The sequence below is a fragment of the Nonlabens sp. SCSIO 43208 genome, assembly GCF_050703575.1.
Lineage (GTDB): Bacteria > Bacteroidota > Bacteroidia > Flavobacteriales > Flavobacteriaceae > Nonlabens > Nonlabens tegetincola.
In genome coordinates this window covers 823,490-839,113 of sequence record NZ_CP065365.1, presented here as the reverse complement: position 1 = coordinate 839,113, position 15,624 = coordinate 823,490, and the positions used below count along the sequence as shown (strand labels likewise).

At 34.7% G+C, this 15,624-nt stretch carries 16 protein-coding genes; 10 read left to right on the top strand and 6 right to left on the bottom strand.

Features of this window, described 5'->3' with window-relative positions; genetic code table 11:
• Positions 1 to 82 precede the first annotated feature (82 nt).
• The 4 genes from nadD to I5168_RS04060 are packed head-to-tail and all read right to left on the bottom strand — an operon-like array spanning position 83 to position 2,762.
• A complete protein-coding gene (gene nadD / locus I5168_RS04075) occupies positions 83 to 673 on the bottom strand; it encodes a nicotinate (nicotinamide) nucleotide adenylyltransferase (protein ID WP_431472497.1) in 591 nt (196 codons plus the stop codon).
• A complete protein-coding gene (gene gmk, locus I5168_RS04070; protein ID WP_431472496.1) occupies positions 660 to 1,256 on the bottom strand; it encodes a guanylate kinase in 597 nt (198 codons plus the stop codon). The genes nadD and gmk overlap by 14 nt, the downstream gene beginning before the upstream one ends.
• Positions 1,256 to 2,131: a YicC/YloC family endoribonuclease gene (locus tag I5168_RS04065; protein ID WP_042276819.1), complete on the bottom strand. Its 876-nt coding sequence runs from the start codon at positions 2,129 to 2,131 to the stop codon at positions 1,256 to 1,258. Before I5168_RS04065 ends, gmk begins: the two co-directional genes overlap by 1 nt.
• A gap of 22 nt (positions 2,132 to 2,153) precedes the next feature.
• Positions 2,154 to 2,762, bottom strand: a complete 609-nt coding sequence (locus tag I5168_RS04060) for a Crp/Fnr family transcriptional regulator (RefSeq protein ID WP_431472495.1) — start codon at positions 2,760 to 2,762, stop codon at positions 2,154 to 2,156.
• Positions 2,763 to 3,019: 257 nt separating this feature from the next.
• On the opposite strand from I5168_RS04060, the gene I5168_RS04055 reads away from it, so the two are divergent.
• Genes I5168_RS04055 through I5168_RS04035 form a run of 5 tightly spaced genes read left to right on the top strand, consistent with a single transcriptional unit; the run spans position 3,020 to position 8,033 of the window.
• Positions 3,020 to 3,676 carry a uroporphyrinogen-III synthase gene (locus I5168_RS04055; protein ID WP_431472494.1) on the top strand — a complete coding sequence of 219 codons (657 nt, stop codon included), beginning with the start codon at positions 3,020 to 3,022 and terminating at the stop codon, positions 3,674 to 3,676.
• Entirely contained in the window at positions 3,669 to 4,691 is a 1,023-nt protein-coding gene (hemE, locus tag I5168_RS04050) for a uroporphyrinogen decarboxylase (RefSeq protein ID WP_431472493.1), read from the top strand. The genes I5168_RS04055 and hemE overlap by 8 nt, the downstream gene beginning before the upstream one ends.
• 2 nt (positions 4,692 to 4,693) lie before the next feature.
• The gene (locus tag I5168_RS04045; RefSeq protein ID WP_085775423.1) at positions 4,694 to 5,491 is read left to right on the top strand and encodes an EI24 domain-containing protein; all 798 of its coding nucleotides are present in this window, start codon (positions 4,694 to 4,696) and stop codon (positions 5,489 to 5,491) included.
• Positions 5,488 to 6,390 (top strand): oxygen-dependent coproporphyrinogen oxidase, encoded by a 903-nt coding sequence (gene hemF / locus I5168_RS04040; protein ID WP_431472492.1) that lies wholly within the window; start codon positions 5,488 to 5,490, stop codon positions 6,388 to 6,390. The genes I5168_RS04045 and hemF overlap by 4 nt, the downstream gene beginning before the upstream one ends.
• A gap of 44 nt (positions 6,391 to 6,434) precedes the next feature.
• Complete coding sequence (locus I5168_RS04035; protein ID WP_431472491.1) at positions 6,435 to 8,033, top strand: Ig-like domain-containing protein; 1,599 nt, start codon at positions 6,435 to 6,437, stop codon at positions 8,031 to 8,033.
• On the opposite strand, the gene I5168_RS04030 is transcribed toward I5168_RS04035, so the two are convergent.
• Entirely contained in the window at positions 8,020 to 8,784 is a 765-nt protein-coding gene (locus I5168_RS04030; protein ID WP_431472490.1) for a nitrilase family protein, read from the bottom strand. The two genes, I5168_RS04035 and I5168_RS04030, sit on opposite strands and share 14 nt — an antisense overlap.
• 188 nt (positions 8,785 to 8,972) lie before the next feature.
• Here I5168_RS04030 and I5168_RS04025 point away from each other — a divergent pair, with 188 nt between their 5' ends.
• The 4 genes from I5168_RS04025 to rfbD all read left to right on the top strand — a co-directional run bounded on the left by I5168_RS04025 (position 8,973) and on the right by rfbD (position 13,165).
• A complete protein-coding gene (locus I5168_RS04025; RefSeq protein WP_042276797.1) occupies positions 8,973 to 10,676 on the top strand; it encodes a DUF6909 family protein in 1,704 nt (567 codons plus the stop codon).
• An 85-nt stretch (positions 10,677 to 10,761) separates the two neighbouring features.
• On the top strand, positions 10,762 to 11,802 hold the full coding sequence (locus I5168_RS04020) for a hypothetical protein (RefSeq protein ID WP_042276796.1): 1,041 nt from the start codon (positions 10,762 to 10,764) through the stop codon (positions 11,800 to 11,802).
• Positions 11,799 to 12,338 carry a dTDP-4-dehydrorhamnose 3,5-epimerase gene (gene rfbC / locus I5168_RS04015; RefSeq protein WP_431472489.1) on the top strand — a complete coding sequence of 180 codons (540 nt, stop codon included), beginning with the start codon at positions 11,799 to 11,801 and terminating at the stop codon, positions 12,336 to 12,338. The genes I5168_RS04020 and rfbC overlap by 4 nt, the downstream gene beginning before the upstream one ends.
• Positions 12,335 to 13,165, top strand: a complete 831-nt coding sequence (gene rfbD / locus I5168_RS04010; RefSeq protein WP_431472488.1) for a dTDP-4-dehydrorhamnose reductase — start codon at positions 12,335 to 12,337, stop codon at positions 13,163 to 13,165. The genes rfbC and rfbD overlap by 4 nt, the downstream gene beginning before the upstream one ends.
• On the opposite strand, the gene I5168_RS04005 is transcribed toward rfbD, so the two are convergent.
• Positions 13,160 to 14,251: a glycosyltransferase gene (locus I5168_RS04005; protein WP_431472487.1), complete on the bottom strand. Its 1,092-nt coding sequence runs from the start codon at positions 14,249 to 14,251 to the stop codon at positions 13,160 to 13,162. The genes rfbD and I5168_RS04005 overlap by 6 nt on opposite strands.
• 99 nt (positions 14,252 to 14,350) lie before the next feature.
• On the opposite strand from I5168_RS04005, the gene I5168_RS04000 reads away from it, so the two are divergent.
• On the top strand, positions 14,351 to 15,616 hold the full coding sequence (locus I5168_RS04000) for a polysaccharide biosynthesis C-terminal domain-containing protein (protein WP_431472486.1): 1,266 nt from the start codon (positions 14,351 to 14,353) through the stop codon (positions 15,614 to 15,616).
• The last annotated feature ends 8 nt before the right edge of the window (positions 15,617 to 15,624 follow it).

Here is a 15,624-nt window from a genome sequence, read left to right as displayed (position 1 = left end):
ATAACAAAGTAATATTTCCCTATACTTATTTTATTTAGTTAATGCTAAAGATTTTAACGTCAACCATTGAGTCAATATTGAGTTATTTTCTATAAAAATGCATCTCATCAACGTAATTAAATACATCATGATGCATGTAGTATCTTAAATCTTTTCCTTCTTTAATTCCATTTCTTATCATGGTAGAAGAGATTTCCATAATTGGAGCGTCAATCCTGGTAATTTTTTGGTGGTTTTTAAAACGATCAGGAATCTGTCCATCACCTATTCTAGGATACACTATAATGGAATAATCTTCTAATATTACCTCGTAATTTTTCCATTTGTGTAAACTTTTCAAGTTATCCTCACCCATAATGAGTACAAACTCTTTATCAGGATACTTTTCAGTAAGATGTGCAAGTGTATGAACGGTATAATTAGGTTGTGGTAGACCAAATTCAACATTGCTTGCTGTAATTTTTTCATATTCCTCAGTTGCTAGATGAACCATATGTAATCTTTGATAATCATCTAACAAGTTTTGTTTCTTTTTATGAGGATTATGTGGTGTAACTATCATCCATACTTGGTCAATATCACCAAATTCTACCAGATAATTTGCAATAGCAAGATGTCCTATGTGAACAGGATTGAACGTACCAAAATAAAGTCCTATTCTATTCTTCTTCATCTTTAATGGACTGTGAAATAAACTCTTTGACTAAATTGTAACTTTTGAGCTTTGCTTTTTCAAGGTCATTATTTTCAACGACCACGTCAAATTGAGGCGCTGTTGCCATTTCAGTACTGGCTTTAGCCACTCGCATAGCTATTTTCTCAGGGCTTTCTGTTTTACGACCTTTTAACCTCTTTTGCAACTCGTTGATTGACGGCGGCTTTACAAAAACAGCCAGACAACGTTCTGGATACTTACTTTTCAATCGCAATCCACCAACCACGTCAATATCAAAAATTACATTTTTACCTAAGGCCCATAAACGTTCTACCTCTTTCTTTAAAGTTCCATAAAACTGATCCTTATAAACCTCTTCAAATTCAAGAAATTCTTTGTTTCTAATACGGTTTTTAAACTCTTCAATGCCTAGAAAGTAATAATCTTTACCATGTTGCTCTTCACCTCTTGCTTCTCTAGATGCAGCACTAATTGAAAAGGCCAAATTAAGCTCAGGTTGTTGTAATAAGTACTTCACAAGTGTTGTTTTTCCAGCTCCAGAAGGCGCGCTAAACACTATTAATTTGGGTTGTGTAGTCATTATAATACGTTGAGAAGTTGTTCTTTAATCTTTTCTAGCTCGTCTTTCATTTGTACTACTAGCTTTTGCATAGGTGCATGATTTGCCTTGCTACCAATAGTGTTAATCTCACGACCTATTTCTTGAGAAATAAAACCTAACTTTTTACCTTGAGAAACTGGTTGTTTCATTGTTTCTACAAAATAATTAAGATGATTCTTAAGCCTTACTTTCTCCTCGGTGATATCGTATTTTTCTAAATAATAAATTAGTTCCTGCTCAAACCTATTGAAGTCGACCTCTTCTTTAACTTCTTTTACAGCCTTTTCTAATCTTACTCTTACATCTTTCAATCGCTCTTCATCGATTGTAATGACCTCGTTAAGTAAGTTTGTAAGTGTAGATATACGCGAGTTAAAATCAAATTCTAACTGGTTTCCTTCGGATTTTCTAAACTCCATTACGGCCTCGATTGCTTCTTGAGCAGTTGAGAAAATAGTTTCTTTAACCTCGTCAGAAAGATCATCGTCTTGAGGTTTGAAAATATCAGGAAATTGAGAGATTACTTTAAGTAAGTCAATTTTATGATTTGTAGAAGTTGCTTTAACTAGTTCAATTTGCTCTAATTGCTTTAAGTAAGTATCTATAACTTCAATATTCAAAGCAGGAATTGAAGCAGCACCAGAATCTTCGACATGTAAAGAAAAATCTACCTTACCTCGTTTTAGAATTTTGGCAGCATTTTTACGTAAATCTAGCTCGGTTTCACGATAAGCATTGCTCATCCGTAGGTTTAAGTCAAGATTTTTGCTGTTAAGAGTCCTTATCTCTACTGTGATTTTTTTATCAGAAAGCTGTGTAACAGCTTTTCCATAACCGGTCATGGAAATAATCATAGAACAATTTTGGACAAAGATACTAAACAGAATGCTGCTCAGTCATCTTATCTTGCTCTAGCTTATTGCGTAATCTACTTAATGATTGCTGGCGAATTCCTAAAAATGATGCGATTTCCTTCAATGGTAGTCTGTGAACTATAGGTTCATATCGTTCTACAAACTTCAAATATCTAGTAGTGGCATCATGACTAATCATTCTAGATTTTTCATCTAGCATGGATTGATAACGCTTAAGCATTATTTTGTGAAAGGCAGGCTCTAGACCGGGATACAGTTTACTCATGTACTCAAAGTCTTCATATTGAAAACATAAAACCTCACCGCTTTCTACACATTCAATTTGTAGATCGCTGGGTTTTTGATCAATAAAACTATACATCGCGGTCATCACATCACCATCGGCAACAAATCTTACAGTATGAAGGTCACCTTTTTCGTCAATAATGCTACTTTTAAGTACGCCTTTTTTAACTACATAAATATGACTGGACACTTCACCTAAATGCAGTAAAATGTCTCTTTTCTTAACTTTTTTTACCTCTAATAATCCGAAGATTTCATTTGCGTACTCTAATGACGGTCTTCCTTCATCACCTGTCAAATCATGTAAAAAAGAGGGCAATTCCATATGATAATAATTAGGAGTTTATTAACTTTTTATTAGGCATACATTTGCAATATACCTATTTTGAAAGACAAAAAAATGTCTTATATACTCATCTAGAAAACATATGTTAAACCTTTTTTATATAGTAGACAAAAGAGTATAGATTATCGACGAAATACACAATAAAGAAATAATTTTTTCAGACAAGAGCACCTCAACATTGCAAAATTTGTCGATTTCAAGTGGTCTAAGCCTACATTTGACTTATTTTGCATACAATGAAATCAAGAATTCTATCTCTAAAAAGCCTTTCTAATGAACACAAAAATCAGCTCCTTGATATATTTGACAACGTCGTTGATTTAGATCCTTTAAAAAAGGTACTGCTTTCACCTAGAGTTTCTTTAAGAAATAATCATATTATCATTACCTCACAAAATGCCATTCCTTTTCTTAAAAAGAATTATGATTCACAGTTAGTTTCTTGTTACTGTGTAGGAATAAACACGTCATCCTTACTTCAAGAAAATGGTTATAATGTTATTGTCACTCATCATAATGCAAAAGAGCTTGCTCACCACATTTGCGCACACTACCACAATACTAAGTTTGATTATTTAACATCACCTCATCGACGGAATGAGCTTCCCGATACCTTAACCGACAATAAAATATCGTATAACGAGATTTATGTCTACGATACAATTATGGTGAAAAAAAGCTTCAGTTGTACTTTTGACGTCGTTTTGTGTTACAGTCCTCGTGGTGTTTACGCTTTCGCGAAAGCGAACTCAACAAATACCTCTACTGCAATTTGTATAGGAGAAACGACAGCAACAGCTGCTAGAAATTTCTTTAAAACGGTAATAGTAGCTGAAGAACCTAGTGTAGCACACGTAATTAAAACAGTATTAAAGACATACAAAAATGATTAAAAACGATTTATTTCTTAAGGCTCTTAAAGGTGAAACCGTAGAACGTCCGCCAGTATGGATGATGAGACAAGCAGGAAGATACCTGCCAGACTTTATGAAGCTTAAAGAAAAATATGATTTTTTCACACGATGTCAAACTCCGGAATTGGCTACCGAAATTACTGTTATGCCTATTGATCAAATAGGTACCGATGCCGCTATACTGTTTTCTGATATCCTGGTTATACCACAAGCGATGAATATCGATGTAGAAATGAGAGCTGGTGTAGGACCATGGCTGCCAGACCCTATAAGAACTGTTAAGGATCTAGACAGAGTAGTTGTGCCAGATGTGAGTGATGCACTTGGTTATGTGATGGAAGCCATCGACATGACTAAAAAAGTTCTGGATGACAGAGTGCCATTAATTGGATTTGCTGGATCACCTTGGACGATTTTATGCTATTGTGTTCAAGGACAAGGAAGTAAAAACTTTGACAAGGCCAAAGAGTTTTGTTTTACACAACCAGAAGCTGCCCATGATTTACTGCAACGTATAACTGATACTACCATTGCTTACCTTAAAGAAAAAGTAAAACATGGTGTCAATGCTGTTCAAGTTTTTGATTCATGGGGTGGAATGCTTTCGCCGGTTGATTATCAAGAATTTTCGTTTCAATATATCCAACAAATAATTGATGCATTAAAACCACTTACCGAGGTGATCGTTTTTGGTAAAGGATGCTGGTTTGCCTTACAAGAAATGTCGCGTAGTGGTGCTAGTGCACTAGGAGTAGATTGGACCTGTAGTGCAAGAAATGCTAGGTACTTGACAGGTGGCGATATAACATTACAAGGAAACTTTGATCCATCGAGACTATTATCTCCACCAGCAACTATTAAAAAAATGGTGAAGGAGATGATTGATGAATTTGGTAAAGACAAATATGTAGTAAATTTAGGTCATGGAATTTTACCTAATATACCCGTTGAAAATGCACAAGCATTTGTAGACGCGGTTAAAGAATACGCATAGTAATGTTTAAAAATGTTTGGAAGGGTATTAAGGCCTATTCTGATGGGTTTGCTTTGATTAGTAAGCTTAATCTTTGGCAATTCTTTTTGGTACCCATGCTTATAAGCTTTTTCTTCTTTGTAGGAATTGGATTTGCTGCCTATGGATTGAGCGATAACCTAGCCAACATTATGGATAAATTATGGATATGGGAAACGGGCTCACAAACCTTTCACACCATTGCCGAATGGATAAGCGGAGCTATCATAATTATTATTGGTTTCATCCTTTACAAGCATGTGGTTATGATATTAAGCGCTCCTTTTATGTCTCCGGTTTCAGAACGTATTGAAAAGCACCTTTACCCTAATTACACTCATACGTATCCTCATAGAAATACTAATAATCTAGAACAGCTTTGGCGTGGTTTACGCATTAATGTGCGTAACCTAGGTTATGAATTGTTACTAACAATACCCTTGTTATTACTGAGTTTTATTCCTGTAGTTGGTATTGTATTTACCATCATTGCGTTTATCGTTCAAGCCTATTATGCTGGGTTTGGAAATATGGACTATACGCTAGAACGTCATTTTAAATATGCCGATTCTGTCAAATTTGTAAAACAACGTAGAGGCCTTGCTATAGGTAATGGTTTAGTATTTATGGGAATGGTATTAATACCAATAATAGGTGTTATTCTAGTATTACCTTTTTCAGTAACTGCAGCTTCAAGATTAACTCTTAACGAAATGAAAGATCGAGAGTTGTTCATTCCCATCGAGCCTACAAGTGAATCTATTAATGAAATAACTTCATGAAAGAAAAATTCTATTCATTTATTTTAGAATTACAAGATACGATATCTGGAACCCTTGAAAAACTTGATGGAGTAGCCTCTTTTAAGCAGGATTTATGGGAACGAGAAGAAGGTGGTGGCGGTAGATCACGTGTCATTGAAAACGGCGCTGTCTTTGAAAAAGGTGGTGTCAATATAAGTGCTGTTCACGGCCCGTTGCCAGTGTCCATGCAAAATTATTTTAAAGTCAATGATGTTGATTTTTATGCTACAGGTTTAAGTTTGGTTTTACATCCTAAAAATCCTTTTGTCCCTACTGTGCATTGTAATTTTAGATATTTTGAAATGTATGATGAAACAGGTAGGATAGTCGACAGTTGGTTTGGTGGTGGATTAGATCTTACACCCTATTACTTATTTGAAGAGGATGCAACGCATTTCCACAAAATATGTAAAATGGTGTGTGATAGACATGAAGTTGCAGACTACACCCTTTTTAAGAAAAAATGCGACGAATATTTTCACAATAGTCATCGTAACGAGGCGCGAGGAATAGGAGGATTGTTCTATGATTACTGTAAAGTAAATGAAGGTTTTACAATGGAAGATTGGTATGCTTTTCAAATAGATATGGCCAGTCACTTCTTAGAAGCCTATGTGCCAATAGTGGAGAAACGTAAAGATTTGGAATATGATCAAAATCATAGAGACTGGCAAGAAATAAGGCGAGGTCGCTATGTAGAATTCAATTTAGTTCATGATAAAGGAACCTTGTTTGGACTTAAAACTAATGGAAGAATAGAAAGTATTTTAATGAGTTTGCCACCGCATGTTCAATGGAAATACGACCACCATCCTGAACCAGAAAGCCCTGAACATGAATTACTAAAGGTTCTCCAAAACCCTAAAAACTGGGTATAGATATATAACTTATACTTTTGTACTACCTAAAGCGTTTCCTTATCATGAAATCATTGTTAGCCAGATTATGCGGTGTCCTTTTAGTCATTACTGTATTGTCATGTGCCAAACGTGGTCGTCCTACTGGCGGACCAGTAGATGAAGAAGCTCCTGTTATTTTAAGGGCCTATCCTGATAACTATTCTACTAGATTTAATAATCAGGTGATAGAAATAGAATTTGATGAGTTCATCAAATTAAAAGATTTACAAAAGCAACTAGTGGTATCTCCACCATTAGAATACCAACCTGTGATAACTCCTCAAGGTGGAGTTTCAAAAAAGTTAACCATTGAAATTAAAGATACGCTTCAGGACAATACCACTTATGTGTTGGATTTTGGACAAAGTATTGTGGATAACAATGAAGGTAATCCATTTCCTTTTTTCAGGTATGTATTTAGTACCGGAGATGTAATTGATTCATTAACCGTAAAAGGAAAAATCACTGACGCCCTAAAATTCAAACCTGAAAAATTTGTGAACGTTTTACTATATGAAGTAAATGGAGAATTTATAGATACGGTAGTCACAAAGGGTAAACCTAATTACGTTCTTAACACACTGGATAGTCTGTCAACATTTACCATGCAAAATATCAAAGCTGGTACTTATAAAATGGTTGCTTTAAAGGAGGATAATCGTAATTTAAAATTTGATCCCAGCAGTGATAAAATTGGTTTTGTATCAGACTTAATAACTGTTCCTAGCGATCAAACGTACGAACTTAAACTATTCAAGCAGGCGCAGGAACCTAGTATTACAAAGCCCATATTTAAAAATCCTCAACGATGGGATTTAGGTTATACAGGTTCGTTAGACAGTCTTAACCTGAAATCTCTACCAAAGTATCCTATAAGTGATTTACGCATTACAAAACTTACAAAAAAGGATACTCTTGAAATATGGCAAAAACCTGCTGTAATAAAGGATTCTGTTTTATTTAATGCTTATTATAAACAATTTACAGATACGGTAAAGGTATTCTACAAAGAAGAGAAAAAAGACAGTCTGGTAGTAAGCAAGTCTGGAAAGTTTGGAATAGGTAAAAACATTTTAATTACAGCTACTACTCCTATTGAAGACTACAACACAAACCTTTTTAAATTAATTGATAAGGATAGTGCCGTGGTTCAAACTAACTTTAAGTTAGACCGGTTTAAAAATCAATTGGAATTAGCTATCGACTCACAAGAAAACCAGAAGTATAAATTACAAATGTTTCCCGAGGCAATCACTGATTATTTTGGAGCAAAAAATATCGACACGCTTAATTTTACATACAATACAAACAAATCCTCTTCACTAGGTAACATCTGGGTGACATTGACCGGTGGAAAAGAGTTTCCTATACTAGTGGAAATTGTTGATGAAAAATTAGAGGTTGTAGAACAGCAAACTGCAAGAGAAAATACAACCCTTGAGTTTAATTATTTAAATCCAGGTAACTACTACATTAGATTAATCTATGATTCCAATGATAATGGTAGGTATGATTCTGGAGATTTTTTCAAAAACAAACAGCCAGAAAAGGTCGAGTATTTTCCAGAATTACAAAAACTTCAGGCAAACTGGGACTTACGTCAAACAGTTATAATAAATTAAACCTATCTCTATCTTGTAGAAACTTCAGTTTATCTCTGTAATGTGAGATATGATTTTTATCTAAAAGAACCGTTTTTATTCCGTTTTGCTCCCAAGGATGTTCATCAATTAACTCCTTACCTAAGACATCATACACCTGTGAATGTCCGTTATAATCCATTCCTGTACCATCTTTTCCTGTGCGATTAACACCTATTGTATAACACATATTTTCAATCGCTCTAGCCTTTAAAAGTGCATCCCAAGCGTTTACCCTAGGCACAGGCCAGTTAGCCACATAAATACATATGTCATAGTCGCTGGTATTTCTAGAATAAACAGGAAAACGCAAATCATAACATATTTGAAGATTGATTTTCCAATTTTTAAATAAAACAACCACAGGCTCTTCTCCTTTATCATAAACATTGTGTTCACCTGCAAGAGTAAACGTGTGGCGTTTATCATAAAATGTATGCTCGCCATCGGGATTCATAAAAATTCCTCTATTTACATATCCAGTATCAGTAGCGTACATTACACTGCCATAAATAGCAAAGTTCCCTTTAGAGGCGTGCACTTTTAAATAGTTTAAAATTTCGTAATTACTTGCAATACCTTGTGGATTCATAGAGAAACCAGTAGTAAACATCTCGGGTAACACTACCAGATCCGTTTGTTGATAGAGTTCAATCAGTTTGGTGTCAAAAGCCTTTTTATTCTCAACAGGATTTTCCCAGACTAGTTCGCTTTGGATTAATGATACTTTCATGCGTTAAAAATAAGTGCCTATAAAATTGATGTCATTAAAATTACGTTATTGTTTTGTACGATACCTTGCCATTCATGGCTATTAAAAACTAGCATGACAGAAAACTTTTCAATTGAAAAACAAAGCCTTATCTATTTCTTAATACTTTATGATTTTTAAAAAGAATATCTTTGTCGAGAAAATAGTTTATGGCATCATTCCAAATTCAACCACGTACTAAGGCTCAAGAAAGTACTAATGCGATTGAACGCATGTACATCACAATGAGACATTTATTCAATCGTGGATTTTACAAACCTATGGGTGTGAGTGGTGAATCGTTAAGAGAATCACTCCTTACACTAAAACCTGAAATCTATGGATCCATCGCCGATGAAAAGGTAGAACTAGATGGACTACTGTACGTTATGGATCGTTTACCTGTAGGGATTGAAGAGTGTACTTACATCAATCTCACCAGTAATGAAGGTTATGAGCAAAGTCATTTTAAACCTATAATTCCTCTTAAACGTAGACGTAATTGCTATCGTATCGACGATCATCAAATGAATATTGAGGTTACTCGTGGTAGATCAGAGATTTATGACATACTTACTCACCTTACTTTTCTCATGATAGAATCTCATAAAATCATGAAGCAAGTAATGGTAGGTGAGAACAAACAAACTACAAGAGACTGGCAATGTCTAGAAAATGCAGTTACAAAGAAGAAACTTTCTCAAGAGGAGAAAGATATTGCAATGACGCACGTCGCTACCATTCTAGGTAGAACCTTTAAAGAGGTGAAAAGTACCTACCCTAAATTTGCAACAGTTGATAATCCTAATCGCTTCCTCAGTATAATTTATCACATGGGAGCACTTGCCAGAAAAGAAATTCTGGATGAACAAAAACGATTAATTACCTTTTCTCCTGTTCTTAGAGAACGATTGGGTCATCACATCCATGGAGATATTTGGGCATCTCGTATCAAGCAATTTTTAGTCGATAACAATTTATTCGATAGACCTATTCATATAATAAGTGCCAACTTGCACAGTGTCATGAATTCCTTGTACGGTCCAAAAGCCCTACAAAAACAGCTTAAAGACACTGACCGCATGTCTCTTTTTGCAAAACTCAGTGACGAGGCAAATAAAAACCTGCGTGACCGTATAAAAAAACATGCCGTTACAAATGGAATGTATGAACTTAAAGATACCAGTGGTACTAATATCGATGTACAGATATTTGATACCAGTGAATGTGCTTATATGGACGTTGATTTTTGTTCAGTACGCTTTCGCGAAAGCGATAACAGCACAAAACCAGTACTTGTCGTAATGGACTATGCCTTTGGTGAGCAAGCATTTGAGACGATGGATGAATTGCTTAAACCGTATACCGATGAAAACGGAACTAAGCACAAGATGAATGTCAAATCTGTTAATGTAATGGGTAAAGCAGGTATTCTTACCGGTGATAAAGGCGACATCATGATACCTGATGCTCATGTTTTTGAAGGAACAGCAGATAATTATCCTTTTGAAAATCAACTTAAAGAAGAAGATTTACAAGAAGATGGCATTAATATAGTAAGTGGTAGTATGGTTACCGTTCTAGGAACTTCACTACAAAACAAAGATTTACTTGAGTTTTTTCACACTAGTAGTTGGAGAGTGATAGGTCTAGAAATGGAAGGTGCTCATTACCAAAAAGCAGTACAGTCTGCATCACAGGTACGTAGAAGTATAGATCGTGATGTAAAAGTAAGATATGCCTACTATGCAAGTGATAATCCTTTAAAAACAGGTCATACTCTTGCAAGTGGTGGATTAGGTTTACTAGGAGTAAAACCGGTATATGTGATTACCGAAAAAATCCTAGAACAAATCATGGAGGAAAGTCTGTAATTAATTCTTCGATTATACTTAGTACTGCCAGGTTGCGTTCTAAATTGTGAACAAAACTTATATTTGACACAATAAAAACTTACATATGAGCGACCAGCCCAATAATCAGGAGGAAAAAGAGGTAGATCTAGTACCTGTTTTTACATGGATAGGTAATGGTTTTAAAAATCTCTTTAAAGCCATAGGAGATGTGTTTAAAGGAATAGGTAACTTCCTAGTTCTTACCTTACTATTCATGAAAAAACACCTAGTTTTACTAGCTGTTCTGTTTTTAATAGGAGCTGGATTAGGTTATTACCTGGATTTACAAAACAAAAAATCCTTTAATGCCATACTTAGAGTACAACCCAATTTCAATAGTGCTGCTCAACTTATTTCAAATATTAACTTGTACCAGTCGCTTATTGAACAAGAGGATTTTGCAAGTCTAGCCAATAAGTTAGAGATTAACGAGGAACAGGCACAAACCTTAGGGTCTTTTGAGATCGAGGCTAGCTATACAGATAATGAGTTACTAGCAGAATACGATGCACTGGCGAGAAAAAGCGATACCATGGCACTCATGAATTTTACCTTTGAAGGGTTTAAAGCAGCAAAACGAGATATCGATTATGAATTCTATAAGGTAGTTATTGCTGGAACCGATCGCGAGGTGGTTAATAAAGTAAGTGAACCGGCAGTAACGGTTCAAGATAATTCAGGGATTAAAGCTTTACGTCAATCGGCAAAGGAGAACAATGCATTTGATTTAAAAGTGCTCGAATATCAATTACAAGAAACCGATTCACTTATCGCTAGTTACCAAAAAGCGATTGCAGGAAATTCAACAAGCGGCGCATCGTCTGGAACAAACCTATATTTAGGAGATCAAAAGCCGTCTGATGCTCTTAAAGATCTCTTTGGTCAGAAATCAACGCTACTGTATAAAATTTCAGAGGCTAGAGAAGATAAGTACAAGTTTGCCAAAACCGTAAATGTATTATCACAATACGTTACTAAAGGATCTGTAGAGAAGAAACATTACAAGATCAAATTGGCCTTTATCTTTCTAGGTTGCGGTATGCTACTAGCCTTAATTCCTTTATTGTGGAGCTATCTTAACAGGTTAGAGTCGCAACGAAAATGATAGTAAAAAAAACAACATTAAAGGATTGTAAAGTTATCGAGCCAGCTGTGTATGGTGACCAGCGTGGTAAATTTGTTGTTGCTTTTGATAGTCTCGCTTTCGCGAAAGCGTTACCTCAATCCAACCCGTTTATTGTAATTAATGAGAGTACCTCAACCTATGGCGTTATTCGAGGTTTACACTTACAAAAAGGAGATGCTGCACAGGCAAAACTAGTACGTTGTGTGCAAGGTGAGATATTAGACGTTGCTGTAGATTTTAGGGTAGATTCTCCAACCTATTTGAAACATTTTGCAATCAAATTGAGTGCAGAAAACAACAAGCAATTATATGTCCCTAGAGGCTTTTTACATGGTTTCTCGGTACTTTCATCAACTGCGATTGTGAACTATCAAATTGACAATACTTATCAACCCGAAACCGAACTTGCAGTAAGATACGATGATCCACAGCTTGCTATTGATTGGCAAATACCAGAAAAGGATGTCGTCCTTTCTGAAAAAGATAGTGCTGCTCCATATCTATCTCAATTATGATAAAAGTTCTAATCACTGGTGCAAATGGGATGCTGGGAACAGCCATAAGTAAGCGGTTGACCAGTGTTGAATTGTTCACTTTCACAAGTAAAGAACTAGATATAACTTGTGCACTTAAAGTACAAGAAAAGGTTGCATCCCTAAGACCTGACTATATTATTAACTGTGCTGCCTACACAGCTGTAGATCTAGCTGAAGAACAACGGGAAAAAGCCTTCAAAATAAACACAACTGCAGTAGAAAAATTAGCCCAAATCGCAGCCCAGTATGATGCTACATTAATTCATTTTTCTACTGATTATGTTTTTGATGGGACCTCTAATATTCCTTATCAACCAAATGATATCACAAACCCGATCAATGAATATGGTGCTAGTAAGCTCGCTGGTGAAAAAGCCATTGAAATGCAAGCTTCTAAGTATTATATATTTAGAATTTCATGGTTGTATGCTCCTTTTGGTAAAAACTTTTTTACATGGCTTACGACTACCGATCAACAACAATTAAATATCGTAACTAGTCAAGTAGGATCTCCTACAAGTGCCTTGAGTGTTGCCAATTTTATACATCATGTTATCAAACAAGATCCTTTACAGTATGGCTTGTATCATTATGTGGATCATGGAAAGGTGAGTTGGTATGAGTTTGCTTTAAAAATAAATGAACTGGCAGAACTTAAAAAAGGTATTCATTCCGTAGACCACTACCCTACTGCTGCGCGACGACCTGCGTATAGCGTGATGGACACCTCAAAGACAGAAGAGGTATTCAAATACCTACTATCTCCTTATCAAATCGAATTAGAAAAGGTGATTGAACGCCTATAACGCAGTTATAGCAGTTAGATACTTATTGCCTATTCGTTCTAATGAAAAGTCCTGTGCTCTTTTAATAATTAAGTCTGAATCATAATTCTGTGGCGAGTTTACGACCTTAATTATTGAATCGGCCATTGATCGTGGATTTTTTATACCACAAAGTTCTCCAAGAGAATCGTTATTTATAATAAATTCTGGGCCAGCACACCTAGTGCTGATTACAGGCTTCCCATAGGACATTGCTTCTATAATTACATTCCCAAAAGCTTCATTATGCGAACTCAAAACTAACGCAATACAATTTGCGTAGTAATTATCTAGATCCTCAAGAAAACCTAAAAATTCGACGCTATCGCTAATTTTTAATTCATTTGTTAATTGAATAAGTTCATCCTTTAACATGCCATCGCCTGCAATTTTAAGCTTCACATTCAAATCGTCTTTAATAAGCGCAAATGACTTGAGTAAAGTGGGATAATCTTTTTGAGACTCTAGTCGTCCTACGGCTAGTAAGTAACGTTCACCTGCAGAATTGTTAGTTTTTACTGTTTTTGACTCATAAATCGGGTTTCCAATGACTTCAATTTTTGAACTTATAGTTTTATGAAAATTAATCATTGAAGTTTTAGTGCCGTCTGAGTTTGCAATGAGCAAGTGACTTCTATTAAAAGCCCATTTGAGCAGAATACTTAATTTTCCAGGATGCGTCTCATTAGCAAGTTCTCCTGCTTGACATATAGCTATTTTACTTTTTGAACAACTCACAAAATGAGCAAAATTGCCAAAAATAATAGCTTCCAAAACACTAGTCATAAAAAACTTAGGTTTAAATTTTATCAATTGAAGCCCAACAAAGAAGGGCACTAAAAACAATCTTAGAATGAGGTTCACTAGTTTAATTTTTGATGGTTTTTTATTAAAAACTCTTATAATAGTTAAACCTTTATGTTGTATGTTTTGGTATGCATTGCCATAAGCTGTTACTAGACGAACTTCATTGTTTGAGTCGATTAGATAGGATGCTAATTTTATAAAGACTTTTTCGGCACCGCCGCCTTCTAGTGTAGGTATATAAAGCAAAAATTTATTCTTCATTTAATTTTGAAAGGTTAAGGAGAATTCAAATATAACTTCATAGAACATAGATTAAGGACTGAAGTACTGCTATTTTTGTTTACAGAAATTCTACAGAAAATGAAACAAGTTATAACTCGGTTTTTTGTATCTAAACCAATTACTTTAATTGCTTTGAGATTAGCAGGTGTAAGCCTTTTGTTTCTAGCAACATTGACAATGACTAACTATTATCCCATAGATTTAGTCGGTGAATTTGAATTGACTAGAACTATATTGCTGTTATTGGGAGCAATTGTTGTTGCGGGAACAGATCGATCTATAATCCAGTTTGCTGGTAGGTTGGAAAGTGATGGTAGGTTTGATACTTTTCTGGGTGTTTATTTAAATAGCCTTAAATTAATAGGTCTACTCTGTTTTATTATTTTACTTGTTTATGTCTTAATTCCAGTTGAATTCTATCAAAATTTCTTTTCAGATTCTATCATCTTTAAAATTATCATAAGCCTGTTTTTCTATGCTGGAGCCACCTTAAATACTGAAGTGTTTAGAGTTTTTGAGTTAAACATGTGGGCAGAATTGTATCGTGGTATCTTTAAATACATACTATTATTTTGTGCCGCTATATACTTGATGAATAGTTCAAATCAAGCATTTATTATAGATGTCTTTTTGTTTTCGTTTGTGATTTTATTTGTTGTTTCTACCTTTCAAATCGTTCCTAAAATTAAAAATCAAAATTGGAAATCATCTTTTAAAACTTTTGCTATATACAAGGTTTCAATGCCCATGGCGCTTACAGGATTAGGCTTTTTTCTTCTGCTATCGATTGATGTTATACTTTTAAAGTATATTGAAGGTAATGAAGCTGTTGCTGTTTATGCACAACCTGTTAAGATTATTAGCCTGATAGCTATGGTCCAAACCACTTTGCAAGCTTCTATTTCAAAACAACTAGCCACATGTTTTTTTAAAAAAGACTATAGAGCTTTAGGCCAATTAATTAAAAAAACAACTAGAACTATTGCTATTATAAGTTTGCCATTAGTGGTAATTCTACTATTTATGCCTAAGTTTCTTCTCTCTTTATTCGGGTCAAATTACGTTGAAGGCTCTATGGTTTTAAAAGTTTTATTAATCGGTTGTGTCGTAAATGCAATATGTGGTTGTACCAGTATTTATATGGATATGACTAATAAACAGGCTCAATTTAGAAATATTATATTTATTACCATTTTTATTAATATTATCCTTAATCTCATACTTATACCAATTTATGGTATTATTGGTGCCGCAATTGCAAGCTCTTTCTGTTTGGTTTTTTGGAATTTAGCTATTGTATTTCATGTTTACAAAAAAGACAATTTAAATCTTGTAGTTCATTAATCAACTGA